This window comes from Dinoroseobacter sp. S76, assembly GCF_049801095.1.
Lineage (GTDB): Bacteria > Pseudomonadota > Alphaproteobacteria > Rhodobacterales > Rhodobacteraceae > Dinoroseobacter.
This window is the reverse complement of record NZ_JBNAGH010000003.1, coordinates 485,265-509,007: the sequence shown is the minus strand read 5'-3', so window position 1 is coordinate 509,007 and position 23,743 is coordinate 485,265. Positions and strand designations below refer to the sequence as shown.

Genomic DNA, 23,743 nt, shown 5'->3' with positions numbered 1-23,743 from the left:
CGAGTTGGTGCATGTGATCCTCCCGTTTGTCAGCACGGTAGGACGGGCATGGGGGAGAGTAAAATGCGACCAATGTCGAAGGCTCGCCAGGGCGGTTTTCGGCCCGAAAGGGGCTCGGGCTGCGACCTCTTAAACCAAAGTCCAATTCTGCGGGCGCATCCTGTCGACTACAACAGCCTCGACACCAGAACACTGATGCGGGAGCCGAGGAACATGGACCTGACAAAGACCGCCCACCTTGTGGGGATCGCCCTTTTCACTGCCACGATGGCCTATGCCCACGGGGATGTCGCACCGCAGCCTGTGGATACGGACGCGCTGCCCGAAGTGGGCGAAGAGTGGCTGATCGAGAACCCCTATCGCGAGCTTGAGCCCGCCCTGTGGAAGGCCGCGATCGATATCGGATCCTCGGGCTACAACCAGAACTGCGCACGCTGCCACGGGCTGGGCGCGGTGTCGGGCGGTCTTGCACCGGATCTGCGGTATCTCGAAGCCGAGGAATATGGCGACGAGTGGTATGTGGAGCGGTTCCAGTATGGCTACACCCAGAACGGCATCACCAAGATGCCCGCCTTTGGGGACCTGCTGGGCCAGAAAGCCGCTTGGGCGATCCGCCTTTATATCGAGACCCGTCCCGGCGAGGGCGCGCTCGACGATCACCAGGCCCGTCTGAAGGAAATCCGCGACGAGTTGATGAGCGGTAGCGTGGCCGATGAAATGGCCATGAAGACCGAGCTCGAGGCGATTGCCGCCGAGGTCTACACCGAAAGCGGTGCACCCCTCGCAGACAGCATCGCCTGGCGCGCAGCGGCCCAGCTGGCCGGGTCCCCGGAAAGCTACAAGACCGCCGCCGAAACCTTGACGGTGGGTCTGTCTGCTGCGCAATAATCAGGGCTCGTGATCTCCGGCGCGCAGAGAAGACAAGAAAAAGCGCGCCGGACCAACAGCATGGGAGGAAGAATGGTCCGCGTTTCCAACTGGATTTCGGCTGCCATCTTATCAACGATCACTCTGAGCGCCCCGGCCCATGCGGACAGGTGCGCTGATTGGGTCCCGCAACCCAAACCTCAGAATGCCAGCCGTGACATCGTCGGGCAGGATCTCGATACGATTCAGGAACGCGGCTTTGTCACCATCGCGGTCTATGAGGATTTCCCGCCCTATTCCTGGAAAGAGGGCGGCAAACCCCGTGGCATCGATGTGGAGATCGGCAAGCTGATCGCGGCGGATATCGGCGTGGATGCGCGGTTCAACTTCGTCACTGCCGGCGAGACGCTGGATGCGGATCTGCGCAACAATGTCTGGAAAGGGCCGATTGTCGGCGGGGCCGTGTCGAACATCATGATGCGCGTGCCCTATGACAGTGAGTACACCTGCCGCGTCGAGCAGGTCGTCTTTACCGGGCAGTATTACAAGGAAAGCATCGCCATCGCCTATGACGCGGCGAGCTATCCCGAGGAAAAGCCGGTCCCGGCCTATTTCCGGTTTGATACGGTCGCAGTCGAAAATGACTCGATTGCCGATTTCTACCTGTCGAGCCTCGCAGGCGGGCAGCTTTTGAACAATATCCAGCGCTTTCCCACCATGGAGGAGGCGATGGCTGCCCTCGCGGCGGGGGAGGTCAAGGCGGCCATGGGGCCGCTGGCCCAGCTGGAGCATGGCAAGACCGAGACCATCGGCGTGCACCAGCCGCCCTTGCCGGGCTTTTCCCGCGGCGCCTGGACCATCGGTCTGGGCGTGCATTTCGCCTATCGACCGCTCGCCTATTGGGTGGATGACGCCGTGCGCTATGCGCTCGATGACGGCCGGATCGAAGCGATCTTCGCGGATTATGGATTACAATTCAGCGCCCCTGAGCGCTGAACCTACAACTTTGGTACGAGTAGTCCCATGCGAACAGCGTGTTAGGCTCTCGTATAACGTGAAAGGACGACCCCGATGCACCTCACTGACTCGCGCGACATCGCCGCGGACCCTCAGACGGTCTGGAACTCGCTGCTCGATGCGGAGGTGCTGAAGGCCTGTGTGCCCGGCTGCCAGGAGATGCACGGCTCCCCCGAAGAGGGGTTCGAGGCCGTGGTCGTCCAGAAGGTCGGGCCGGTGAAGGCGACCTTCAAGGGCGCAGTCGAGTTGCAGGACATGAACGCCCCCGAGAGCGTCAAGATCGTTGGCGAAGGCAAGGGGGGGGCTGCCGGGTTTGCCAAGGGCGGCGCCAGCGTCCGGCTTGAGCCGATCGAAACCGGCACGCGCTTGCATTACGATGTGGAGGCCAAGGTCGGCGGCAAACTCGCCCAGCTCGGCAGCCGGATCATTGACGGGTTCGCCAAGAAGATGGCGGATCAGTTCTTTGCCAAGTTCCAGGAAGCCGTCGAGGGCCCCGCCCCCGAAGGCGAGGATCCGTCCCCCGAGGGCGGCGATGGTGAAAAGAAGAAAGGGTGGCTCAAGAAGCTCGTCAGCTGAGCACTTGTCCCGCCGTCAGACATCAGGATTCAGGGAGGATCTGTATGACATCTGTGACAATGACCGTGAACGGCAAGGCCCGCTCCGGTGACGTGGAGGGCCGCACGCTTCTGTCGTCGTTCCTGCGCGATGAGCTGAACCTCACGGGGACCCATGTGGGCTGCGACACCAGCCAGTGCGGCGCCTGTGTGGTTCATGTGAACGGCGAAGCGGTCAAGGCCTGCTCGATGCTGGCGGCCGAGGCCGATGGCGCCGAGGTCAAGACGATCGAGGGCATGTCCAACCCGGACGGCTCGCTCTCGGTGATCCAGGCCGCCTTCCAGGAACATCACGGGCTGCAATGCGGGTTCTGCACCCCGGGCATGGTGATGTCTGCGGCTGCCCTTCTGAAGGACAACCCCAAGCCCTCCGAGGCCGAGATCCGCGAATATCTCGAAGGCAATATCTGCCGCTGCACCGGCTACCACAACATCGTCAAAGCGATCATGGCCGCCTCCGGTCAGGACGTCGCGCCGCCGATGGCTGCGGAATAAGGCCAGCACGCGACCCCTCGGGCGCGATCCTGCGCCCCGGATCTACAGACCAAGGTTTTCCCCAGGGAGGAATGCATGCCCAAAGACGGTGGCATTGGCGCCAGCTCTAAGCGCCGCGAAGACGTCCGGTTCCTGACCGGCCGTGGACGCTACACAGACGATATCAACCTGCACAACCAGACCTACGCCTATTTCCTGCGCTCGGAAGTGGCCCATGGCAAGATCAACGGGATCGACACTTCTGCCGCCGACGGCATGGATGGTGTGGTTCAGATCTTCACGGCCAAGGATTTCGAGGCGGTGGGCGGTGTGCCCTGCGGCTGGCAGGTCACCGATCTGCACGGCAACCCGATGAAAGAGCCCAAGCACCCGGTGCTGGCGGAAGGAAAAGTGCGCCATGTGGGCGACCCGATCGCCGTGGTTGTGGCCGAGAGCCTCGAGCAGGCCCGCGATGCCGCCGAGGCGATCGATGTGGACATCGAGGAGCTGCCGGCAGTCATGGACATGAAGGCCGCCATCGCGGAGGGCGCCACGAAGGTGCATGACGATCTCGACGACAACCTCTGCTACGAGTGGGGTTTTGTCGAAGAGAACCGCGCGGCGGTGGATGAGGCGATCAAGAATGCCCATCACGTCACTACGCTGGAGCTGACCAACAACCGTCTGGTGGCCAACCCGATGGAGCCCCGCGTAGCCGTGGGCGACTTCAACCCGGGCACCGAGGATTACACCCTCTACACAACCTCTCAGAACCCCCATGTGATCCGCCTGCTGATGGGCGCTTTCGTGCTGGGCATCCCCGAGCACAAGCTGCGCGTGGTGGCTCCGGACGTGGGTGGCGGCTTCGGTTCCAAGATCTATCACTACGCCGAAGAGGCCTTTGTGACCTTCGCCAGCGCCCAGATCCGGCGCCCGGTGAAATGGACCTCCTCTCGCTCCGAGGCCTTCGTGTCGGACGCCCATGGTCGGGACCATGTGACCAAGATCGAACTGGCACTGGACGAGAACAACAAGTTCACCGCCCTGCGCTGCGATACCTACGCCAATATGGGCGCGTATCTGTCGACCTTCGCGCCGTCGATCCCCACATGGCTGCACGGCACACTGCTCGCGGGGAACTACACGACGCCGCTCATCTACACCAACGTCAAGGCCGTCTTCACGACCACGACGCCGGTGGATGCCTATCGCGGGGCCGGTCGCCCCGAGGCCACGTTCCAGCTGGAGCGTGTGGTGGACAAGGCCGCGCGGGAGTTGGGCATTGACCCGGCCGAGCTGCGCCGGATCAACTTCATCAAGCCCGATCAGTTCCCCTATGACACGCCCGTGGCGGTCACCTATGACACCGGGAATTACCACGCGACCCTTGAGAAGGGGCTTGAGATGGCGGGTGTCGACACGTTCGAGGCGCGCCGCGCCGAGAGCGCCAAGAACGGCAAGCTGCGCGGTTTGGGTATCGCCCATTTCATCGAGGCTTGCGGGATCGCTCCGTCGAACCTTGTGGGACAGCTCGGTGCACGCGCCGGTCTTTATGAGAGTGCCACGGTCCGCGTGAACGCCACTGGCTCGATCAGCGTGATGACCGGCTCGCACAGCCACGGGCAGGGGCATGAAACCGCCTTCCCGCAGGTTGTGGCCGAGATGCTGGGCATTGATGAGGGTATGATCGAGGTCGTCCATGGCGACACCGCGAACACGCCCATGGGCATGGGCACCTATGGCTCCCGCTCCATCGCGGTGGGCGGATCGGCCATGGTCCGCGCGACCGAGAAGATCATCAACAAGGCCAAGAAGATCGCCGCCCACCTGCTCGAAGCCGCCGAGGGCGATATCGAGCTCAAGGACGGTGCCTTCACCGTGGCCGGCACGGATAAATCCGTGGCTTGGGGGGATGTGACCCTCGCGGCCTACGTGCCCCATAACTACCCGCTCGAAGATATCGAGCCCGGGCTGGAGGAGACGGCCTTCTACGATCCGTCGAACTTCACCTACCCGTCGGGCGCCTATATCTGCGAGGTCGAAGTGGATGCGGAGACCGGCAAGGTCGATGTGCTCGGCTTCACGGCAGCGGATGATTTCGGCAACGTGATCAACCCGATGATCGTCGAGGGGCAGGTCCATGGCGGCGTGGCGCAAGGCATCGGGCAGGCGCTGCTCGAGAACTGCTCCTATGACGAGGACGGCCAGCTTCTGTCGGGGTCCTACATGGACTACACAATGCCCCGCGCCGATGATGTGCCGATGTTCGAGGTCGACCATTCTTGCATCACGCCCTGCACCCATAACCCGCTCGGGGTGAAGGGCTGCGGCGAGGCCGGGGCCATCGGTTCCCCGCCTGCGGTGGTGAATGCGGTGATCGACGCCCTGCACCGGGCGGGCCACACCCATGTGAGCCATATCGACATGCCGCTGACGCCGAGCCGCGTCTGGGCTGCGATGAACGGCGAGAAAGCCGACGGCTGGGCAGAATAAGCGACGGGCTCTGCCTTCGGGCGGAGCTCCCACAACTGGGAGAATGAAATGCACAATTTCGACTTTGTGAAACCAAGCACCGTCGCGGATGCTGTCTCGGCCCTGTCCTCAGAGGATGCGCAGGCGCTGGGCGGAGGGCAGACCCTGCTTCCGACGATGAAGCAGCGACTGGCCGCGCCGGACACCCTCGTCAGCCTCTCGGGCATTGCCGAGATGAAGGGGATCTGCACCAATGATGCGGGCGAGATCTGCATCGGGGGCGGTACGGTCCACGCGGTGGTCGCCGTTGAGACCGCGTCGAGCTATCCGGGCCTCTCGGCTCTGGCGGGCAAGATCGGCGATCCGGCGGTCCGCAATCGCGGCACGATCGGCGGCAGCCTTGCCAATAACGACCCGGCAGCCTGCTATCCGGCGGCTGCGCTCGGCTCGGGCGCGACCATCGTCACCAATGCGCGGGAGATCGCGGCGGATGACTATTTCCAGGGGATGTTCACCACGGCCCTCGATGAGGGGGAGATCATCACCGAGGTTCGCTTCCCCGTGCCGGAAAAGGCCGCCTGGCAGAAGTTTGTCCAGCCCGCCTCGCGCTTCAGCCTCGTGGGCGTCTTCGTGGCCAAATACGCCGATGGCGTGCGCGTCGCGGTGACCGGAGCTTCTGAGGAGGGCGTGTTCCGCTGGACCGAGGCAGAGGCTGCGCTGAGCAGCAACTTCTCGGCCGATGCGCTCGCGGATCTGTCGGTTTCGGCGGATGGCATGATCAGCGATCTGCACGGCACAGGCGCCTATCGCGCCCATCTGGTCAAGGTTCTGACCGGGCGTGCGGTCGCGGCCGCCTAAGGCCCGCCTGACCAATCAAGCAAAGCCCCGTCCGGACCTCCGGGCGGGGCTTTCGCGTGTCAGGGGCCCTCGTTCCCGGGGGGACCGGCTCTTGTGACATGGCGTCTGGATCGGGCCGGGGGGCTGGCCCTGTTACGGCGTCTTTTCTATGACGGAATGAGGTTTGATTCGTGCGGTGCGTGGGGCCGTTGTCTTGGTTTGGGGGATTGTGATGGGCGAAACGCGAGGATTGACGGGCGCAGCATGTGCGGCGGCGCTTTGTCTGGGGCCGGGGATGGCGGCGGGGTTCGAGCTGGACCCCTCCTGGGAGCGGCATCTGACGTTCTTTGGCGCGTCGATGACCGAAAACACCTCCTTCGAGATCCTGCGTTTTGAAGTGGATTGGGCGGATTCCTATCTGATCGGTCTCGCTTTCGGGCTCGAGCGTCAGATCGGCGCGAGCCGGTTCAGCTGGGGCGTGGAGGGGCAGGTTGTTCGCCATTTCGGAGAGATGGACCATTGGGAATTCAACGTCCCCGTCGTGCTGCGCTACACCCCGCCAAACCCCTGGATCGACAGTTTCGAGAGCTTTGCCTACGGCCTCGGCCTCTCCCACGCGACGGAGGTTCCCAGCGTCGAGGTGGAACGGACAGGCGAGTCCCAGCGCAACTTCTTCTATTGGAAGGCGGAGCTGGAGTTCAATCTGCCGAACCCGGACACGTCGCTCCTCGTGGGGATGCATCACCGCTCGGACGGCTATGGCGTGTTTGACGCCGATAGTGGGTCGACCGCGCTCTCGCTCGGGTTCAAGCGGACTTTCTGAGCACCGACGCTTTCGATGGGGCGGCGAGGCCTGAGCGGCCCCGCACCCCCTGAGATCCAACCCGCAAGCGGGCCCGCGATCAGGCGGCCAGATCCGTCTGGATCTTGTCGCCAATGATCTCGGCCGTTGCGGGCGAGAGGGTCCAGCCCAGATGCCCGTGGCCGGTGTTGTAGTAGACACCCGGGCGTTTGCCCGCATCCACCAGCGGCAGCATGTTCGGCATCATCGGGCGCAGCCCGGCCCAGGGTACCGCATGCTCGGTCTCCACATCCGGGAAGTTCCGCTCCACCCACTTCACCAGGGGGCGCACGCGGTCATCGCGGATATCCAGATTGTAGCCGTTGAACTCCGCCGTCCCCGCAACGCGGAGGCGATCCTTGCCGAAACGGCTGGTCACTACCTTGGCTTCATCATCGAGCAGGCTGATCCACGGCGCGGCGGCCTGGCTCTGTTCGTCGTCGAGCTTGACCGTGATCGAGTAGCCTTTCACCGGATAGATGTTCACCCGGTCGCCCAGGATCCGGCCGAACTTCCGGCTGGAGACACCGGCGCAGACCACGACCCCATCGAACCGCTCTTCGGAGCGCGCGCTATCCTCTTCGGACCATTGGATCATATGGCCGTCCTCGACCATGCGGATCCCGGTGACATCGGCGCGGAAATGGAAAGTCGCACCCTTCTTGCGGCAGGCCTCCGACAGTCCCCGGCTGTAGCGGTGGATGTCGCCGGTCATGTCCGAGGGGGTGAAATAGCCGCCGTAATAGGTGCCCACGGTCGCGGGCTCCAGCGCCTTGATCTCCTCGGGTGTGACCGCCTCGCGTACCAGCCCGCCCTCCGCGAGCATCGCGTTCACCTCGGTGGCGTGGTCGAACTCGTATTTGGTGTTGTAGATGTGCAGGATGCCGCGCTCTTCGACGTCAAAGGTGAACCCTTCCTTCTCGGCGGTCGCCTTGAGGTGTTCGCGCGCGGTGATGGCCATGCGGACCGTGTCCACCGTGTTCTGCCTGTAGTCCGGGATATGGGCCATGAACTCGGCCATCCAGGAGTATTTGTGCCAGCTCGGCTTGGGGTTCACCAGAAGCGGTGCGCCGCGCTTGAACATCCACTTCATGCCCTTGATCACCGTGGACCAGCGGTTCCAGACCTCGGCATTGGACGCCGAAAGCTGCCCGCCATTGGCAAAGGACGTATCCATCGCGGCATAGCGGTTCTGGTCAAAAACAGTGACCTCAAAGCCGCGATTGAGCAGCGCATAAGCAGTGGTAACGCCGGTAACTCCGGCCCCGATAACAGCAATTTTTTTCAACGGGACATCTCCCATGGACAGACCAAGACATGGTGCAGCCGCCTGCACCGCTCATCCCCTCTGTCAGAGTACCTGAGAGCTACGCGAGACCCCCTGAGGTGGCCTGCTTTCTCCGTCGGTGGAACCGTCCGAAGACAGGTCCGCTTTCCAGATTGTCGACTTTCGTGCAGTCCATTTGCCTGAGAGTTTCCGGGGGGTTGCTCCTTCGGCGCCAGCGCGCGGCTGATCTCTCCAACACAAAGTCATTAGCGACACTGGCCGATTAGGACGGGTCTTGATTCGGAGCAAGAAGAAGTTTGGACGGGGCGGGGTTTACGGAATTGTAAGGTTGGGCGCAGGGCGCTGTGAGGCAGCTTGCCTAAATCCGGGGCATCAAACTATCGGAGTGCCCCATGCCCAAGAAAACCCTGTTGATCGTCACCGGTCTGATCGCGGCCCATATCGCGCTTGTCGCGCCCTTCACGCCCCTGGCAAGCATTCTGCCCGCGGCGCTCGGGGCGCTGTCGATGACCGCCATGGCGGCGACGCTGATCCTGGCCGCGCGCTGGCGGGTCGTGGACCGGATCATGGGCGGGCCGGACAAGTCCTATGGCGCCCATCGCTGGCTGGGGATCTGTGCCCTGGGCGGCGCGCTGGGGCATTGGGCGCTGGCGGATTTCTCCGGCGCGGGGCTGGTGCCGTTCCTGGCCGACAGTGCCGAGGGCGCAGGCTCGATCGCGGCGACCGGCCTGATTTTCATGACCGCCGCTGCCATGGTCCGCGTGATCCCGTACCACCTGTGGAAAGCGAGCCATATGCTCATGGGCCCGATCTTTGTGCTGGGGGCATTTCACACGCTTTTTGTCGCGAGCCCGCTGAGCCTTGGGACGCTACCATGGGCGGTGATGGTGGTGACCTCCGTGGCGGGCTGCGTGGCCTGGGGACAGACCCTGCTGCGCAAGGTGACACCGACGCGGCTCGTCACGGTGGCCTCGGTCACGCCCTTTGACGGGGGGGTGGATGTGACCCTGCGCGCCGATGCGCCGCTGCCGCGGTTCCGCCCCGGTCAGTTCTCGACCCTCGCGCAGAACGAGGCGCGGGCCGAGGCACATCCCTTCACCATCGCGGGCGGGACCGAGACCGAGCGGCGCTTTGTGATCCGCGCGGCGGGGGATTGGACCGAGGCGTTCGTCAAGAACGTGACCGTGGGCGATCAGCTGCGGCTCGGGCGTGGCGTTGGACGCTTCCTGCCGCAGACCGGAACCACCCGGAGCGAGCAGGTCTGGGTCGCGGGCGGTGTCGGCATCACGCCCTTCCTCGCCGCGCTGGAGAAGATGGAGCCGGACCATGGCCCGCGCGTGACCCTGATCTATTGCATCCGGTCGCGGGAGAGCGCAGGCGCGCTGGAGGATGTGGAGCGTCGGGTTCTGCAACTGCCGCAGGTTGACCTGCATGTCATCTCCGATTGCGGCGGCGGCAAGCTGACCCCGGCGCGGCTGGCCGAGATCCTGCGCGGGGTCGGGACGAAGGCGCAGGTCTATCTCTGCGGGCCCGAAGGCCTGAAGGAGATGGTCGTGACCCAGTGGGCGGCGACGGGCAAGACCGGGCGCATCCATAGCGAGCGCTTCGACTTCCGCGGGGCCTATTGCCTGTCCGAGCTGATCTATCTCGGCAAGCCGGTCATGGAGGCAGCCAGCGAAATGGTGGCCCGCCAACGCGCAACGGTCGCCGGGCGGTAGGTAAGGACGTCCCCCGCTGAAGGGGGGCAAGGCTAGGGCAGGTGGGCCTCGAGATCGCAGATGTCGATCAGGTCCACCTCCCTGGCCAAGAGGCGTTTATAGGCGATGAGTTGGCTTGCGGGCATCACATCGATGGCGCAGCCCAGCACGTCACAGCGCACCGAGACTTCAAAATCGATGACCTGCGGGATCCATGCGCCCGTGACCTTGTCCTGGATCCGGGTATCCTCCGCCGCGCCGATCTCGATCTTTTGCCCGTGGTAGAGGAGCTTGAGATAGGTGAGATTCCATTGCCTCTCGACCACCGCCTCGGGACCCCAGGTCAGATACGGGGTAATCGCGCGCAGGAACTCCGGCCATTTCGGATGGGCGAAGGGCATATAGAGGTCGATATCGTGGAGCGGGCGGGAGCCGCCCTGGGCCAGCGCCGCGAGCCCGCCGCAGACCTGATAGGGCAGGGCGTGTTGCGCCGCCGTGCCGGTGATCCAGCGCAAGGCCTCTGCCTGCTCAGTGTGGGTGGGGGCGGTCATGGGGGCTCCTGCTCTTGGGGCGCAGGGTTTGCGCGCGGCGTCCGGCTGTCAAGCAAGCGCAAACGAAAACCGCCCCGCCAGAGGGCTGGCAGGGCGGTTCGATGGTTCAGACGGGGCGCTGCCGCCCCAACCGGATCACGCGGCGACGAGGCCCATGGATTCCAGCTTCAGCAGCACCTGCTGGGCGCAGTAATCCACCTCGGTCCCTTCGGTGTCGAGCACCAGCTCGGCTGCCGTGGGCGCCTCATAGGGGTCGGAGATCCCGGTGAATTCCTTGATCTTGCCTTCGCGCGCCAGCTTGTAGAGGCCCTTGCGGTCCCGGCGCTCGCATTCCTCGAGGCTGGTGGCCACGTGGACTTCGACGAAGGCGCCGTAAGCTTCGATCATCTCGCGCACGGCCCGGCGGGTCGCGGTGTAGGGCGCGATGGGTGCGCAGATCGCGATGCCGCCATTCTTGGTGATCTCGGAGGCCACGTAGCCGATCCGGCGGATGTTGATGTCGCGATGCTCTTTCGAGAAGCCCAGCTCGGAGGAGAGGTGTTTCCGCACCACGTCCCCATCGAGCAGGGTGACCGGACGGCCGCCCATCTCCATCAGCTTGACCATCAGCGCGTTGGCCACGGTGGATTTGCCCGAGCCGGAGAGGCCGGTGAGGAAGACGGTGAAGCCCTGCTGGGCGCGCGGCGGCTTGGTCTTGCGCAGCTCGGCGACCACTTCGGGGAAGGAGAACCACTCAGGGATCTCGAGGCCCTCGGCCAGGCGACGGCGCAGCTCGGTGCCCGAGATGTTCAGGATGGTGACGTCATCCTTGTCTTTGATCTCATCCATGGGCTCGTACTGCGCGCGTTCCTGCACCCAGACCATGTGTTTGAAATCGACCATCTCGATGCCCATTTCCTCCTGATGCTCGCGGAAGAGGTCCTGCGCGTCATAGGGGCCGTAGAAATCCTCACCGGCGGAGTTCTTGCCGGGGCCGGCATGGTCGCGACCGACGATGAAATGGGTGCAGCCGTGATTGGCGCGGATCAGACCGTGCCAGACGGCTTCGCGCGGGCCAGCCATGCGCATGGCGAGGTTCAGCAGGCTCATGGAGGTGGTGGAGGCCGGGTACTTGTCGAGCACCGCCTCATAGCAGCGCACGCGGGTGAAGTGGTCCACATCGCCCGGCTTGGTCATGCCCACGATCGGATGGATCAGCAGGTTGGCCTGGGATTCCTTGGCCGCGCGGAAGGTCAGTTCCTGGTGCGCGCGGTGCAGGGGGTTGCGGGTCTGGAAGGCCACGACCTTGCGCCAGCCGAGCTTGCGGAAATAAGCGCGCAACTCGTTCGGCGTATCGCGACGGGCGCGGAAATCATAGTGAATCGGCTGCTGGATGCCGGTGATCGCCCCGCCCAGATAGACCGGACCGGCCACGTGGTGCAGGTAGTTCACCGCCGGGTGGGCCAGATCATCGGCGCCAAACACCATTTCGGCCTCGCGGGCCTTGTTGGGGATGTACTTGTCCGAGATCGACAGGATAGCTAGGATCACGCCTTCCTGGTCGCGCAGGGCGATGTCCTGGCCTTCCTCGATGCTGTCGGCGAAGTCCTGGCTGATATCCAGGGTGATCGGCATGGGCCAGAGGGAGCCGTCCGCGAGGCGCATGTTCTCGACCACGCCTTCGTAGTCGTCCTTGCCCAGAAAGCCCTTGAGCGGGTTGAACCCGCCATTCATCAGCAGCTCGAGGTCGCAGATCTGGCGCGGGGTCAGGTCCCAGGAGGGGAGCGACGCGGCCTCGACCTTGAGCTTCTGGGCGCTGTCCGCGGAGACATAGAGCTCCGGAATGGGGGCGAGATTGTTCTGCATCAGAGTGCTCCTGACATTTTGAGGAAGGGGATAGGCTGCCGAGCCCGTGAGCTCGGCATGAAGGGCGGCGTATTCAGAAAACTTACGCGCGAGAAATCGGTCGGTGAGGCGGGCTTTCTCCGCCGCGCCACGAGCGGTGAGCCCATAGGCGAAGCGCTTGCGCCGGTCGCTGTCATTGCGGTCGCTGACCTCGATCAGGCCTGCTTCGGTCGCGGCGCGGAGCTGGGCGTTGAGTCGTCCAAGAGAGACCCCGATCGCCTGCGCGATGGTGCGCTGGGACGCGTCCGGCGCCTGGTCGAGCTGGCGCAGCAGACGAAACCGCAGGTCTTCGTCGTCATCAGCCGAGATCGGGACGGGGTGGAGGGACATGGGGGACGCGACTCAATGTTTGTTCACGCGTGAACGCTTCGCACTATTTTGCACGCGCAGCAAATCCCATAAATGTCGCAGAGTTTAAGTATCCCGCACTGGGTCCCTCGAGCCACACTGCTGCGTGAGGTGGCTCAGGATCATACAGCTCTAGGGGCCGCGCCTGAGGGCGCGGCGGGGGTGTGGACGCAGCAACGCGCCAAATCGGCTCAGAAAAAAGGTTGCTGTTGCGCGGGTCCGCCCCGTGCGTGTCGCACGGGGCCACCGATCCCGGTGGCGCGGATCAATAGATCCGCGCTTGGCGCGTTGCCCTACTCGGCGGCGACGGGTTCCGCGCCTTCCTGCGCGGCAAGGAAGCGCTCGGCCTCAAGAGCGGCCATACAGCCCATCCCGGCACTGGTCACGGCCTGGCGATACTCGTGGTCCGTCAGGTCTCCGGCGGCGAAGACACCCGGGATCGAGGTCGCGGTGCTGTCGGCTTGTGTGACCACATAGCCGCCCATATGGGTCTCCAGCTGATCGACAACCAGTTCCGAGGCTGGTGCATGGCCGATGGCCACGAAGAACCCGGCGCAGGGCACCGTGCGCGTCTCGCCGCTGGCCACATGCTTGATCACCACGCCTTCGACACCGCGCGGGTTGTCGGCGCCAACGACTTCTTCGACCGTGTGATCCCAAATCACCTCGACCTTGGGGTTCTTGAACAGACGATCCTGCAGGATCTTTTCTGCGCGCAGGCTGTCGCGACGGTGCACGAGCGTCACCTTGGAGGCGAAGTTGGTCAGAAACAGCGCCTCTTCCACGGCGGTGTTGCCGCCGCCGATCACCACGACCTCCTTGCCGCGATAGAAAAACCCGTCGCAGGTGGCACAGGCCGAGACGCCAAACCCTTTGAAATGCTCTTCGGAGGGCAGGCCCAGCCATTTCGCCTGCGCGCCCGTGGCCAGGATCAGCGCGTCCGCCTTGAACACCGTGCCGCTATCGGCATAGGCGGTGAAGGGGCGCGCCGAGAGATCGAGCCGGTTGATATGGTCCGAGACGATCTCGGCCCCCATGGCGCGGGCATGCTCTTCCATCCGCACCATCAGGTCGGGCCCCATGACCATGCTGTCGCCGGGCCAGTTCTCAACCTCGGTGGTGATTGTCAACTGACCACCCGGCTGGATCCCCTGCACGAGCACAGGGTCCAGCATCGCGCGGCTGGCATAGACGGCGGCGGTGTACCCGGCAGGTCCGGAGCCGATGATGAGGACCTTCAGGTGGCGGATGTTCTCGGTCGACATGGGGCAGCTTCCTCGCAAATGGTTCACCGCATATAAAACTCCGACGCCGCGAGGGGAAGGGGCCGAAGACAGTCCGGATCGGACATAAATTTATTGCTCAACGGTGAAATATTATTGCGCAGCTAGAGCGTGTCACGTAAGAAACCCCTATGGGAAGGGGCTGCCATGCATGCATCTAAATTAGATCCGATCGATCGCAAGATCCTGGCGGAGCTTCAGGCCGATGGTCGGATGACCAATGTGGAGCTGGCCAAGCGGGTCGGGATCTCGGCGCCGCCCTGTCTGCGCCGGGTCCGGGCGCTGGAGGATGCGGGCTTCATCCGGGGCTACCACGCGGATGTGGACAGCCGGGCCCTGGGCTTTGAGGTGCAGGTTTTTGCCATGGTCGGCCTGAGCAGTCAGGCCGAATCGGATCTCAGCGCGTTTGAAGCCCGCTGCCGGGAATGGCCGCTGGTCCGTGAGTGCCACATGCTCAATGGCGAGATTGACTTCATCCTGAAATGCGTGGCACCCGACCTGTCCTCCTTCCAGAGCTTCCTGACCGGGCAGCTCACGGCCGCGGAAAACGTGGCGAGCGTAAAGACCTCGCTGGTCATCCGCGGCGCCAAGGACGACCCCGGCGTGCCCTTCGACGTCATGGAAGAGCGGCTGAGCCGCACGGCCTGAACCGGCGGCGCGCGCCAGTTCAGTTGCCGAGACGTGCCTTGCGGAAGGGCGAGGAGGTCACGAACCGCTCCCCCGTTCCGGTCGCCAAACCACCCGGCATCAGCTTGGAAAAGGCGGTGGTCACCAAGCCGCTTTGACGGGCGAGGAACGCATCCGGGTCCAGTGTGCGCACCGGCAAACCATTGGCCGAAACCCAACCCGGCGACTGACAGGCGATCTGGAACAGGCGCACGGGTGTGGGGGGCACCAGCGCGGTGATCATGTCGTCATTCGGGTAGCTTTCCAGCGGGCGTGAGCTCTCGGTGAATGGATCGAGCAGGATCTCAGCCCCGGCGCCCAGGATCACGTCGCTGAGCGGGCGGGCGAAGCCGAAGCGTTCGGGCTGCACCCGGCGCAGCCAGGGGGTTTCGAGCGCATCGGGGCGCAGGGTCACCTCGCCGATCCAGGTGATCGTCATCGGGTTGCCATCGGCTCCGGTGACCTGATCCTCAAGCCCCAGATCCTCGATCGAGACGGTCCCGTCGGGCACGCGCATCTGCGCGCCTTGGGCGAAAATCCCGAAAGCGGGCAAAAGCCGTTGTGTGATCTCGGCATTGCGTGCGCAAAGGCTCCGCTCGCCCATATGAATGCAGCGGCTGGAAAACTTGGCCAAGACCGGCAGTTGTGTCGTCGACGATGTTGGCGTGCCCGACCCAACTTGGGCGGACGGAAAACGAACAGGAGCCATACTCGTTACTCTCGGGTTGCTGTACGGCCCCCACCGCTATCAGCCACCCGACGCTCGTTCGTTTGAGTAAAATTGTCAAAGAATTTAAGACGTAAACCTTAACAACCTGCCCCGTGCGGGGCGGGCTTCCCCTATCCGGCCCGGCGCACGGGCAGCTCTTCGACCTCTGGCGGCAGAGCGCGCAAGGTCGCAGGGCGCCGCGTCTCGCGGGCATAGGGTAGGGGCGGGATCTCGTCTTCGGTGGCGCGGATCATCGCGATCAGCCAGCGTGGCGTGGTGGTCATCATGGGTGTCCCTCCGGACTGTGTACTCATTTCACCAGCCAATACCCCGCAATGCGGCTGATTGTTCACACGGTCGCCCGGGAATAAGGCGCTTTCTGGGCCGATTTCGGACATTTTGAGTCAAATTGTGCCGATGTCGCCCAGGGGGAAACTCGTCGAAATCGCTGTTTTTGAACGGGAAACCGGAAAAACTGAGACAAATGCGCCACGCCTCGCCCCGCGGATGGGGCAGAAATGTGGCGGCAATGTGGTCTCAGAGCCGGATGGTGGAGATCAGGCGGCCATAATCCGCCTCGGATTGGTGAACGCTGCGGCGATAGGAAAAGAATCGCGCCGGGTCCGAATAGGTGCAATGGCCTGTCCAGGCCGCGTGGCCGATCCCGGCGGCTCGCAATCGCGCTACGCCATAGGAAATCAGGTCGAACTGGAACTTTTCACCAAAGCCACTGGCGAAGAACCGGCCGTTTTCGGGATCAGCCTCCAGAAACCTCTCGAGAAATTCGGGCCCGACCTCATAGGCGCTCTGCGATATTGAGGGGCCGATCACCGCTGTGATCGCGTCGCGCGTGGCCCCTGCGGCGACCATTTGGTCGATGGTCGCTTCGAGCACCCCGTCCAATGCGCCCCGCCAGCCCGCATGGGCTGCAGCTATGACGCCAGCCTCCGGATCAGCAAAGAGCACTGGCTGGCAATCGGCGGTCAGGATCCCGAGCACGAGGCCCGGGGTCGCCGTCACCATGGCATCCGCCTTGGGTTTGGGGGCGTCCCCGAGGGGCCCGTCGAGCAAGACGACATCCGCTGAATGGACCTGATGCACTGTCGCCAGATGGGGCAGATCCACCCCCATCGCCGCAGCGACCCGGGCGCGGTTCATTTCGACCGCTTCGGATTGGTCCGAGGATCCGGGCCCGCAATTCAGCCCCTCGAACACCCCGGAAGAGGCCCCGCCCTTCCGGGTGAAAAAGCCATGGGTCACCGACAGCGCCGGAGAAGTCAGGATGTCGAGCGTCATGGATCGGCTCCGGCAGAAAGGTCAGGGGCGCGTCCCGGCGAGGGGCGGCGCGTCCATGGGACTCACGCCGAGCACTTTGAACAGGGTTCCCATTTCATCCGGGTGGGTCAAGCGCCGATGTGCGGCGATGTGGCTGTCGAGAGCCGCTCCGCTCAGCCCTTTGGCAAGGGCCTGGGCGCGGGCCGTAATGCCGAGCTGTTCGAGAAAAACCCCCTGAGACAGCAACCGGGCTGGGCGGGCCCCGGCCTCGGACGCGGCGAGGGTGAGCGGCTCGAAATCCACATGGGCCGTCAGATCTGCCTGGCCGGGATGGGCGAGCACCGGGTCTGGAGCATGGTTGCGCACCGCTTGCAGCGTGTCGCCCAGACTGCGCCAGCCACCATAATCCACGAGGATCGCTGCCCCGCCATGGCGGGCGATGCGCGCGGCAATCTCGGTCATGATCGGCAGGGCAGGGGCGCAGGTTTCCACCAGATCCCCTGGCTCTGTATCCTCGCGCCGTGCGTCCAGTTCCGGCCTCGGGTCCGAGGGGCCCAGACCCAGAGACAGCGCGCCCTCGGACACCCCGACCATGCGCTCGGCCCAACCGGTCTCCGTCCGCTGGAACTGCCGGATCGGCAGGGCATCGAAAAACTCGTTGCCGACCAGAAAGAGCGGTGCCTCAGGCAGATCGCTGACGCTGTCATGCCAGTGGGCATCTGGGACCACCTTGGCTTGGATCTTGCGTAGGGCCGGGCTCGCCTCGACCAAATGGGGGCGCAGGCGCGGCCCTCCCGGGATCTGGGCAAAGACCCGCTGGATATCCGCCATGAGCGTGCCGCGCCCGGGTCCGATCTCGGCAAGGCAGGCCTCAGCCGGTGCGCCCTGATCCATCCAGGCCTGCACAAGGGCGAGGCCCAGCATCTCGCCGAACATCTGGCTGATCTCGGGCGCGGTGGTGAAATCGCCCTTCTGTCCGAAGGGCGTCCGGGTCGTGTAGTAGCCATGCTCGGGATGGAGCAGGCAGTCCGCCATATACTCTGCCACGGTGATCGGACCAGTTGCCGCAATCCGCGCCACCAGCAATTCGGCCAGCGGGGTCATGCCGGGGCTGCCGGGCGCAGGCGTGCCCGCGCGATCAGAACCAGACCCAGGGCAATCATCGGCAGGCTCAGGAGCTGTCCCATGGTGAGCCCCCATTCCCCCAGTTGCAGCGCATAGCCCACAGGGTTGCCCGCGCTGACAAACTGCGCGTCCGGTTGGCGCACCAGCTCGACGACAAAGCGCGCACCGCCATAGCCCGCAAGGAAGGTGCCAAAGATCGCGCCGGTCCGGGCCAGCGCCCCGCGCCGCAGAAGGATCCAGAGCACCAGCCCCAACAGCAACCCCTCAAGCCCGGCCTCATAGAGCTGCGAAGGGTGACGCGCACAGAGTTCCCCCAGAGGTTGACCGCAATCCTGCGCGTTGAGCCCGGGGAAGATCACGCCCCAAGGGGCCTCGGTCGGGCGCCCCCAGAGCTCCGCATTGATGAAATTCGACATCCGCCCGAGAAAGAGGCCCGGCGGCGTGGCCAGCGCCAACGCATCCGCAGTCTGCAAAGGCGGCACGCCTTCGCGCCAGCAAAACAGGGCGACCGCCAGCACGACGCCCGCCAGCCCCCCATGAAAGGCCATGCCGCCTTGCCAGACCATCAGGATCTCGGCCGGGTTTCGCAGGTAGTAATCCGGTTGGTAAAACAGCACAAAACCCAGTCGTCCGCCCAGAACCACACCCAGCACGACCCATGTGAGCAACGCCTCCACCTGCGGCGGGGTCATGGGGGCCGGGCGGGCACCCCACAAAGCGGGCCGCTGCACCAGTCGCGTCACGATCCACCAACCCAGCCCGAGCCCGACAATATAGGCCAGCGCATACCAGCGGAGGGCAAAGGTGAAGGTCCCGATCTCGATGCTGAAGAGCTCGGGCGACAGGGGCGGAAAGGGAATGGCGAAGGGCATGGTTGGCTCCGGCGTCTGGGGCGATCTGTCCGGGCTGACCGCGCGGATGTCAACCTTGAGCTTTGGCGGGGGCGGGGCCATATACATCACAGCACAGAGATCACGGAGCGCCCCATGCAGACGCGAAACAAATTGTTCGACGATATCGGCCAGTTGATGACCAACGCCATGGGCGTGGCCCAAGGGGCCAAGGACGAGGCGGAAACCGCGATGAAGGGCATGATGGACCGCTGGCTCGCGGATCGCGACTTCGTCACGCGCGAGGAATTCGACGCGGTGCGGACCATGGCCCAGAAGGCGCGTGAGGAAAACGAAGCGCTCAAGGCGCGGATCGAAGCACTTGAGGCCAAGGGCTGAGCCCGCGCGCACTGCTTGGCGCGGGCGTCTCGCAGGAGATGCCTGATATTTGAGCATTAATCTTTGAGTCGCCCCGCGAGACCTGTCGCGCGGGGCTGCGCCTATGAAATCAGTGGGCTGGCTGCGCGACGCGGCTGCTGTCTCCCCCAGATTTCTTAAGACTTTCGTGAATTCTGTGGATAAGTCCGGCGCAAATGGCCGCCGCGCGCTCTGCCGCGAAAATTCGTCTTTACAGGACGCCCCAAAGCCGGACACCATATCTTGTAAGACGCGGGCCGCCGCGGTCCGGGTCTTGTAATGACACCCAGCCTATAGTGGGGGATGCCCCTGCGACTGGCAAACGAACGGGGCCACAAATGTCACTCATCGAGCAGCACTATGAAGTCGACGATCTGCATCCGATCGACATTGTCGAGACGATTGCAGAACACAACGACTGGGATTTCGACCGGATCGCCGAAGATCAGATCGCCATGGCCGTCGAGGGCCAGTGGCGGACCTATTCGGCGACCCTCGCCTGGTCGGCCTATGATGAGACATTGCGGCTGGTGATGACCTTTGACATGGAACCGCCTGAGCACCGGGTTGCCGCGCTCCATGAGGTTCTGAATGCCGTGAATGACCAATGCTGGACCGGGGCCTTTACCCATTGGGCCAAGCAACAGCTCATGGTGTATCGCTACGGTCTTGTGCTGAGCGGGGGCGCGATTGCGGGCCCCGAGCAGATCGATCGAATGATGACCACGGCCTTTTTGAACTGCGAGCGCTTCTATCCGGCTTTCCAGCTGGCCACATGGGGCGAGCAGGACCCGCAGGCCGCCATTGATGTGGCCATTGCAGAGGCGTACGGGCGCGCCTAACCTGCCCCCGTTGGACGCGGGGAGAAGTCATGAGTTTGGACGATGTAGGCCGCCGGGGGTTGTTCCTTCTGGGATGCGGAAAGATGGGGTCGGCCATGTTGCAGGGCTGGCTCGCCCAGGGGGTCGCGCCGGGCTCTGTCTGGGTCATGGATCCGAAACCGTCGGCGTGGTTGGCCGGGCTGGCAGAGGAGGGGCTGCACCTGAACGAAGGTGTGCCCGAAGCGCCGGCCATCGCCCTTCTGGCGGTCAAGCCGCAGATGATGGGCGATGCGCTGGGCGCGGTGACGGCGCTGGGCGGGGGCGAGACGCTGATCCTCTCCATCGCGGCAGGCACCTCGATCCGGTATTTCGAAGAGGCCTTTGGCCCGGCCACCCCGATCATCCGCGCCATGCCGAACACGCCTGCGGCCATCGGCAAGGGCATCACTGCGATCACCGGCAATAGGGCAGCGCGCGAGGCGCATCTCGCTTTGGCTGAGGCGCTACTGGCGGCGATTGGCCAGACCGTGCGCCTCGAAGGGGAGCATCAGATGGATGCGGTCACGGCGGTCTCGGGCTCCGGCCCGGCCTATGTATTTCATCTGATCGAGACGATGGCGGCGGCTGGGGAGGCAGAGGGGCTGCCCCGGGACCTCGCCCTGCATCTCGCCAAGGCCACGGTTGCGGGCGCGGGGGCGCTGGCGGAGGCCGCCAGCGAGGACCCGTCCCAATTGCGGGTGAATGTCACAAGCCCCGCGGGCACGACCGCGGCGGCGCTGGAGGTTCTCATGGACGAGGCCGATGGCTTCCCGCCGCTTTTGCGGCGGGCTGTGGCAGCGGCGGCCCAACGGGGCCGCGAGCTCGCGGAGTAGCGCCATGGCGGAGATCACCTTTGACGACTTCCTGAAGCTCGATATCCGCGTGGGCGAGGTGGTGCAGGCCGAGCCCTATCCGGAGGCGCGCAAGCCCGCGATCAAGCTCTGGGTCGATTTCGGGGCGCCGCTGGGCGTCAAGAAGAGCTCGGCCCAGATCACCAAGCACTACACGCCGGAGGCCCTGATCGGGCGGCAGGTGATGGCGGTTGTCAATTTCCCGCCGCGCCAGATCGGCAAATTCATGTCCGAAATCCTCGTGCTCGGGGTGCCGGACGCAGAGGGTGAGGTCGTGCTGCTGGCGCCGGACCTCAAGGTTCCGCTGGGGGGGCGGCTTTACTGATGAAACTACTGATTTCCCGGCCCTTGCCGGAAGCGGTGCTGACCAAGGCATCCGCGCGCTTCGACACGACGATCCGCTCCGAGACGACCCCGATGGGGCCGGAGGAGCTGCGCGCGGCCCTGCGGGACTATGATCTGGTGCTGCCGACCCTCGGGGATCTCTTCTCGGCAGAGGTCTTTGCCGATGTGCCTGAGCCACGGGCCAAGCTGCTGGCGAATTTCGGGGTGGGCTACAACCATATCGATGCCGCGACGGCCAAGGCGGCCGGGATCGCGGTGACCAACACACCCGGTGCGGTGACCGATGCCACGGCGGATACGGCGATGACCCTGATCCTCATGGCCGCGCGCCGGGCCGGTGAGGGTGAGCGCATGGTCCGCGCTGGCGCCTGGGAGGGGTGGCACCCGACCCAGATGCTGGGCCTCCATGTGAGCGGCAAGACCCTCGGCGTGATCGGCATGGGCCGGATCGGGCAGGCCATCGCGGCACGCTGCCATTACGGCTTCGGCATGGATGTGGTGTTCCAGAACCGCTCGCCCAAGACGCTCGACATGCCAGCCACGCAGCTCGGCTCGATCCCGGAGGTGATGGCGGCGGCGGATGTGGTCGTGGTGGCCGTGCCCGGGAGCGCCGAGACCCATCACCTGATCGGGGCGGAGGCGTTCGCCGCCATGCGCCCCCATGGGGTCTTCGTGAATATCGCCCGTGGGGATGTGGTCGATGAAGCTGCCCTGATCGCTGCGCTGGAGGCGGGGCAGATGGGGGCTGCGGGGCTCGACGTCTATGAATTCGAGCCCAAGGTGCCCGAGGCGCTGATCGCGCGGGAGGACGTGGTCCTCTTGCCCCATCTCGGCACCGCTGCCCTGGAGGTGCGCGAAGCGATGGGGTTGATGGCGCTCGACAATGTCATTGCCTTTGCCGAGGGCAAGCCCCTGCCCAACCCGGTTTGATCCCAGTCGGGGCGCCTCAGGCGCCGCGCCAAATCAAAACTTTCTTTTTGCGCCCGGCCCCCCGTAAAGTACCGTCCGAGGAACACGTGGAAAGACATTGATATGGACGTATTAACGGCCGCGGCGGTCTATGAGGATATGCATTTGCCGATCATGGGTGTGGGGGGTGTTGTCTTCCTCCTCATCGTCCTTCTACCAACGGCTGCGGTGGTGGGCCACGCGCTGGGACGTCGGCAGCGGGAGCGGACGCTGGCTGCGGGCAAGGAGGTCGACAAGGTCACCGGAGAGACCTCGCTCGGCGCCATTCTTGGCATTCTCGGTCTTCTGCTGGCCTTCAGCTTTGGCAATGCCCTGTCGCTCGCTCAGACCCGCAAGCTCGCCGTGATTGATGAAGCCGCAGCCCTCGGAACCGCGTTCCTGCGCGCGGATTACCTGGCGGAGCCGGGCCGGACCGAGCTGAAGGAAGCGCTCTACGCCTATACCGAGACGCGGATCGTGCCGCCGGCCAGCAAGATGCATGATGCCGCCGGGGTGCGCGCCTTCCTTGAGACCACGCTGAGCGCGCAAGCGGTGCTGTGGCCGATCACGCTCGAGGCGACGGCGGATCCTGTGCCGCGCCCGATCGCGACCTTTGTGAGCGGCGCGGTGAACGAGGCGCTGGATGCCCATCTTTACCGGATGCAGACCTTCGCGGTTCCGGTGGCCGATATCACCCAGGGCATGGTGCTGGCCGCAGCCCTCGCCTCGCTCTTTCTGTTGGGCAACCGATCGGGGATGCATGCGCGCGCGCTATCCTGGCGCACCTTCATGTTCTCGGGCTTCCTCTTCGTGGTGATGATCACGATTGTCGATGTCCAGCGCAGCTCGGGCGGGTTGGTCACCACGGACCAATCGCCTCTCTTCGTGACCCTGTTCGATATGGAGCAGGCCCTGCGCTAGCCCGGGTCGTGATCGCCCATCGCCTCGCGCCAATGGCGGCGGCAGAGCGAGACATAGGTTTCGTTCCCGCCGATCTGTACCTGATCGCCATCCCGGAGAGGCCGCCCATCGGGGCCCTGCCGGATCACCATGGTCGCCTTGCGCCCGCAATGGCAGATCGTGCGTACCTCGCGCATCTCATCGGCCAGTGCGAGCAGAGTGGCAGAGCCCGGGAAGAGCTGGCCGCGAAAATCCACCCGCAGACCGTAGCACATCACCGGCACACCGAGGTCATCCACGGCGCGGGCCAGTTGCCAAACCTGTTCTTCGGTGAGGAATTGCGCCTCATCCACGAAAACGCAGGCGCAAGGGCCGCCTTTGAGGCGGAGCGTCAGCGCGTCAAAGAGGTTGGTGGTCGGCGCAAAGGTATCCGCCGGGGCAGAGAGGCCGATGCGGCTTCCGATCTGGCCTTCGCCCGCGCGGTTGTCGAAACGTGCGGTCATCAGATGGGTCTGCATCCCGCGCTCGATATAGTTGTGCGAGGCTTGAAGCAGGGCAGTCGATTTGCCCGCATTCATGGTCGAGTAGTGAAAGTAGAGCTTGGCCATGGGCTGGCATAACGCGGGGCGGCCGGGCCCGGCAAG

25 protein-coding genes and 1 riboswitch are annotated in these 23,743 nt (G+C 64.5%); of the genes, 15 read left to right on the top strand and 10 right to left on the bottom strand.

Annotated features, from left to right (window positions below; translation table 11 throughout):
* The first annotated feature begins 213 nt into the window (after positions 1-213).
* The 7 genes from pedF (at position 214) to ACP153_RS12025 (ending at position 7,104) form a co-directional block, all read left to right on the top strand.
* Positions 214-888 (top strand): cytochrome c-550 PedF, encoded by a 675-nt coding sequence (gene pedF, locus ACP153_RS12055; protein ID WP_424971238.1) that lies wholly within the window; start codon positions 214-216, stop codon positions 886-888.
* Positions 889-960: 72 nt separating this feature from the next.
* Complete coding sequence (locus ACP153_RS12050) at positions 961-1,863, top strand: substrate-binding periplasmic protein (RefSeq protein WP_424971237.1); 903 nt, start codon at positions 961-963, stop codon at positions 1,861-1,863.
* A gap of 75 nt (positions 1,864-1,938) precedes the next feature.
* Positions 1,939-2,460 carry a CoxG family protein gene (locus ACP153_RS12045; protein WP_424971236.1) on the top strand — a complete coding sequence of 174 codons (522 nt, stop codon included), beginning with the start codon at positions 1,939-1,941 and terminating at the stop codon, positions 2,458-2,460.
* A 44-nt stretch (positions 2,461-2,504) separates the two neighbouring features.
* The gene (locus tag ACP153_RS12040; protein WP_424971235.1) at positions 2,505-2,993 is read left to right on the top strand and encodes a (2Fe-2S)-binding protein; all 489 of its coding nucleotides are present in this window, start codon (positions 2,505-2,507) and stop codon (positions 2,991-2,993) included.
* Positions 2,994-3,068: 75 nt separating this feature from the next.
* Complete coding sequence (locus tag ACP153_RS12035) at positions 3,069-5,465, top strand: xanthine dehydrogenase family protein molybdopterin-binding subunit (protein ID WP_424971234.1); 2,397 nt, start codon at positions 3,069-3,071, stop codon at positions 5,463-5,465.
* Positions 5,466-5,513: 48 nt separating this feature from the next.
* Positions 5,514-6,302, top strand: a complete 789-nt coding sequence (locus ACP153_RS12030; RefSeq protein WP_424971233.1) for an FAD binding domain-containing protein — start codon at positions 5,514-5,516, stop codon at positions 6,300-6,302.
* 211 nt (positions 6,303-6,513) lie between these two features.
* Positions 6,514-7,104, top strand: coding sequence for a hypothetical protein (locus tag ACP153_RS12025; protein ID WP_424971232.1), 591 nt, complete (start codon positions 6,514-6,516; stop codon positions 7,102-7,104).
* 79 nt (positions 7,105-7,183) lie between these two features.
* Here the strand turns inward: ACP153_RS12025 and ACP153_RS12020 are convergent, their stop codons facing one another.
* Entirely contained in the window at positions 7,184-8,410 is a 1,227-nt protein-coding gene (locus ACP153_RS12020; protein ID WP_424971231.1) for a D-amino acid dehydrogenase, read from the bottom strand.
* 157 nt (positions 8,411-8,567) lie between these two features.
* A riboswitch (glycine riboswitch) is annotated at positions 8,568-8,655 on the bottom strand.
* A 147-nt stretch (positions 8,656-8,802) separates the two neighbouring features.
* Here ACP153_RS12020 and ACP153_RS12015 point away from each other — a divergent pair.
* The gene (locus ACP153_RS12015) at positions 8,803-10,128 is read left to right on the top strand and encodes a ferredoxin reductase family protein (protein WP_424971230.1); all 1,326 of its coding nucleotides are present in this window, start codon (positions 8,803-8,805) and stop codon (positions 10,126-10,128) included.
* 32 nt (positions 10,129-10,160) lie between these two features.
* Here ACP153_RS12015 and ACP153_RS12010 read toward each other — a convergent pair whose 3' ends face one another.
* The 3 genes from ACP153_RS12010 to trxB form a co-directional block, all read right to left on the bottom strand.
* Complete coding sequence (locus tag ACP153_RS12010) at positions 10,161-10,658, bottom strand: hypothetical protein (RefSeq protein ID WP_424971229.1); 498 nt, start codon at positions 10,656-10,658, stop codon at positions 10,161-10,163.
* A gap of 135 nt (positions 10,659-10,793) precedes the next feature.
* Positions 10,794-12,872 carry a bifunctional sulfate adenylyltransferase/adenylylsulfate kinase gene (locus ACP153_RS12005; protein WP_424971228.1) on the bottom strand — a complete coding sequence of 693 codons (2,079 nt, stop codon included), beginning with the start codon at positions 12,870-12,872 and terminating at the stop codon, positions 10,794-10,796.
* Positions 12,873-13,183: 311 nt separating this feature from the next.
* Positions 13,184-14,155, bottom strand: a complete 972-nt coding sequence (gene trxB, locus ACP153_RS12000) for a thioredoxin-disulfide reductase (RefSeq protein ID WP_424971227.1) — start codon at positions 14,153-14,155, stop codon at positions 13,184-13,186.
* A 165-nt stretch (positions 14,156-14,320) separates the two neighbouring features.
* Between trxB and ACP153_RS11995 the strand changes: the two genes are divergently transcribed.
* Positions 14,321-14,821, top strand: coding sequence for an Lrp/AsnC family transcriptional regulator (locus tag ACP153_RS11995; protein WP_424971226.1), 501 nt, complete (start codon positions 14,321-14,323; stop codon positions 14,819-14,821).
* 19 nt (positions 14,822-14,840) lie between these two features.
* Here ACP153_RS11995 and ACP153_RS11990 read toward each other — a convergent pair whose 3' ends face one another.
* The 5 genes from ACP153_RS11990 to lgt form a co-directional block, all read right to left on the bottom strand.
* Positions 14,841-15,443 carry a Hint domain-containing protein gene (locus tag ACP153_RS11990; RefSeq protein WP_424971225.1) on the bottom strand — a complete coding sequence of 201 codons (603 nt, stop codon included), beginning with the start codon at positions 15,441-15,443 and terminating at the stop codon, positions 14,841-14,843.
* A 236-nt stretch (positions 15,444-15,679) separates the two neighbouring features.
* On the bottom strand, positions 15,680-15,835 hold the full coding sequence (locus ACP153_RS11985; RefSeq protein WP_424971224.1) for a hypothetical protein: 156 nt from the start codon (positions 15,833-15,835) through the stop codon (positions 15,680-15,682).
* Between the two features lie 250 nt (positions 15,836-16,085).
* The gene (gene pgeF, locus ACP153_RS11980; protein ID WP_424971223.1) at positions 16,086-16,844 is read right to left on the bottom strand and encodes a peptidoglycan editing factor PgeF; all 759 of its coding nucleotides are present in this window, start codon (positions 16,842-16,844) and stop codon (positions 16,086-16,088) included.
* 21 nt (positions 16,845-16,865) lie between these two features.
* Positions 16,866-17,927, bottom strand: a complete 1,062-nt coding sequence (locus ACP153_RS11975) for a class I SAM-dependent methyltransferase (protein WP_424971222.1) — start codon at positions 17,925-17,927, stop codon at positions 16,866-16,868.
* On the bottom strand, positions 17,924-18,820 hold the full coding sequence (gene lgt, locus ACP153_RS11970) for a prolipoprotein diacylglyceryl transferase (RefSeq protein ID WP_424971221.1): 897 nt from the start codon (positions 18,818-18,820) through the stop codon (positions 17,924-17,926). The genes ACP153_RS11975 and lgt overlap by 4 nt, the downstream gene beginning before the upstream one ends.
* 114 nt (positions 18,821-18,934) lie before the next feature.
* Between lgt and ACP153_RS11965 the strand changes: the two genes are divergently transcribed.
* The 6 genes from ACP153_RS11965 to ACP153_RS11940 all read left to right on the top strand — a co-directional run bounded on the left by ACP153_RS11965 (position 18,935) and on the right by ACP153_RS11940 (position 23,120).
* Positions 18,935-19,177 (top strand): accessory factor UbiK family protein, encoded by a 243-nt coding sequence (locus tag ACP153_RS11965; RefSeq protein ID WP_424971220.1) that lies wholly within the window; start codon positions 18,935-18,937, stop codon positions 19,175-19,177.
* Between the two features lie 356 nt (positions 19,178-19,533).
* Positions 19,534-20,037, top strand: a complete 504-nt coding sequence (locus ACP153_RS11960) for a YbjN domain-containing protein (RefSeq protein ID WP_424971219.1) — start codon at positions 19,534-19,536, stop codon at positions 20,035-20,037.
* Positions 20,038-20,066: 29 nt separating this feature from the next.
* Complete coding sequence (gene proC / locus ACP153_RS11955) at positions 20,067-20,888, top strand: pyrroline-5-carboxylate reductase (protein ID WP_424971218.1); 822 nt, start codon at positions 20,067-20,069, stop codon at positions 20,886-20,888.
* A gap of 4 nt (positions 20,889-20,892) precedes the next feature.
* The gene (locus ACP153_RS11950) at positions 20,893-21,231 is read left to right on the top strand and encodes a tRNA-binding protein (protein WP_424971217.1); all 339 of its coding nucleotides are present in this window, start codon (positions 20,893-20,895) and stop codon (positions 21,229-21,231) included.
* Positions 21,231-22,181, top strand: a complete 951-nt coding sequence (locus tag ACP153_RS11945) for a 2-hydroxyacid dehydrogenase (RefSeq protein ID WP_424971216.1) — start codon at positions 21,231-21,233, stop codon at positions 22,179-22,181. The genes ACP153_RS11950 and ACP153_RS11945 overlap by 1 nt, the downstream gene beginning before the upstream one ends.
* A gap of 102 nt (positions 22,182-22,283) precedes the next feature.
* Entirely contained in the window at positions 22,284-23,120 is an 837-nt protein-coding gene (locus ACP153_RS11940) for a hypothetical protein (protein ID WP_424971215.1), read from the top strand.
* On the opposite strand, the gene ACP153_RS11935 is transcribed toward ACP153_RS11940, so the two are convergent.
* Positions 23,117-23,707 carry a thymidine kinase gene (locus ACP153_RS11935; protein ID WP_424971214.1) on the bottom strand — a complete coding sequence of 197 codons (591 nt, stop codon included), beginning with the start codon at positions 23,705-23,707 and terminating at the stop codon, positions 23,117-23,119. The genes ACP153_RS11940 and ACP153_RS11935 overlap by 4 nt on opposite strands.
* Positions 23,708-23,743: the final 36 nt, after the last annotated feature.

Excerpts from the sequence above, each read along its gene's own strand:
- ACP153_RS12035 (WP_424971234.1), top strand. The coding sequence starts at position 3,069 with ATGCCCAAAGACGGTGGCATTGGCGCCAGCTCTAAGCGCCGCGAAGAC.
- ACP153_RS12030 (WP_424971233.1), top strand. The coding sequence starts at position 5,514 with ATGCACAATTTCGACTTTGTGAAACCAAGCACCGTCGCGGATGCTGTC.
- proC (WP_424971218.1), top strand. The coding sequence starts at position 20,067 with ATGAGTTTGGACGATGTAGGCCGCCGGGGGTTGTTCCTTCTGGGATGC.
- ACP153_RS11990 (WP_424971225.1), bottom strand. The coding sequence starts at position 15,443 with ATGGGCGAGCGGAGCCTTTGCGCACGCAATGCCGAGATCACACAACGG.
- ACP153_RS11945 (WP_424971216.1), top strand. The coding sequence starts at position 21,231 with ATGAAACTACTGATTTCCCGGCCCTTGCCGGAAGCGGTGCTGACCAAG.
- pgeF (WP_424971223.1), bottom strand. The coding sequence starts at position 16,844 with ATGACGCTCGACATCCTGACTTCTCCGGCGCTGTCGGTGACCCATGGC.
- trxB (WP_424971227.1), bottom strand. The coding sequence starts at position 14,155 with ATGTCGACCGAGAACATCCGCCACCTGAAGGTCCTCATCATCGGCTCC.
- ACP153_RS11995 (WP_424971226.1), top strand. The coding sequence starts at position 14,321 with ATGCATGCATCTAAATTAGATCCGATCGATCGCAAGATCCTGGCGGAG.
- ACP153_RS12045 (WP_424971236.1), top strand. The coding sequence starts at position 1,939 with ATGCACCTCACTGACTCGCGCGACATCGCCGCGGACCCTCAGACGGTC.
- ACP153_RS12010 (WP_424971229.1), bottom strand. The coding sequence starts at position 10,658 with ATGACCGCCCCCACCCACACTGAGCAGGCAGAGGCCTTGCGCTGGATC.
- ACP153_RS11940 (WP_424971215.1), top strand. The coding sequence starts at position 22,284 with ATGGACGTATTAACGGCCGCGGCGGTCTATGAGGATATGCATTTGCCG.
- ACP153_RS12050 (WP_424971237.1), top strand. The coding sequence starts at position 961 with ATGGTCCGCGTTTCCAACTGGATTTCGGCTGCCATCTTATCAACGATC.
- ACP153_RS12005 (WP_424971228.1), bottom strand. The coding sequence starts at position 12,872 with ATGTCCCTCCACCCCGTCCCGATCTCGGCTGATGACGACGAAGACCTG.
- ACP153_RS11965 (WP_424971220.1), top strand. The coding sequence starts at position 18,935 with ATGCAGACGCGAAACAAATTGTTCGACGATATCGGCCAGTTGATGACC.
- lgt (WP_424971221.1), bottom strand. The coding sequence starts at position 18,820 with ATGCCCTTCGCCATTCCCTTTCCGCCCCTGTCGCCCGAGCTCTTCAGC.
- ACP153_RS11950 (WP_424971217.1), top strand. The coding sequence starts at position 20,893 with ATGGCGGAGATCACCTTTGACGACTTCCTGAAGCTCGATATCCGCGTG.
- ACP153_RS11975 (WP_424971222.1), bottom strand. The coding sequence starts at position 17,927 with ATGACCCCGCTGGCCGAATTGCTGGTGGCGCGGATTGCGGCAACTGGT.
- ACP153_RS11960 (WP_424971219.1), top strand. The coding sequence starts at position 19,534 with ATGTCACTCATCGAGCAGCACTATGAAGTCGACGATCTGCATCCGATC.
- ACP153_RS12025 (WP_424971232.1), top strand. The coding sequence starts at position 6,514 with ATGGGCGAAACGCGAGGATTGACGGGCGCAGCATGTGCGGCGGCGCTT.
- pedF (WP_424971238.1), top strand. The coding sequence starts at position 214 with ATGGACCTGACAAAGACCGCCCACCTTGTGGGGATCGCCCTTTTCACT.
- ACP153_RS11985 (WP_424971224.1), bottom strand. The coding sequence starts at position 15,835 with ATGATGACCACCACGCCACGCTGGCTGATCGCGATGATCCGCGCCACC.
- ACP153_RS12015 (WP_424971230.1), top strand. The coding sequence starts at position 8,803 with ATGCCCAAGAAAACCCTGTTGATCGTCACCGGTCTGATCGCGGCCCAT.
- ACP153_RS11935 (WP_424971214.1), bottom strand. The coding sequence starts at position 23,707 with ATGGCCAAGCTCTACTTTCACTACTCGACCATGAATGCGGGCAAATCG.
- ACP153_RS12040 (WP_424971235.1), top strand. The coding sequence starts at position 2,505 with ATGACATCTGTGACAATGACCGTGAACGGCAAGGCCCGCTCCGGTGAC.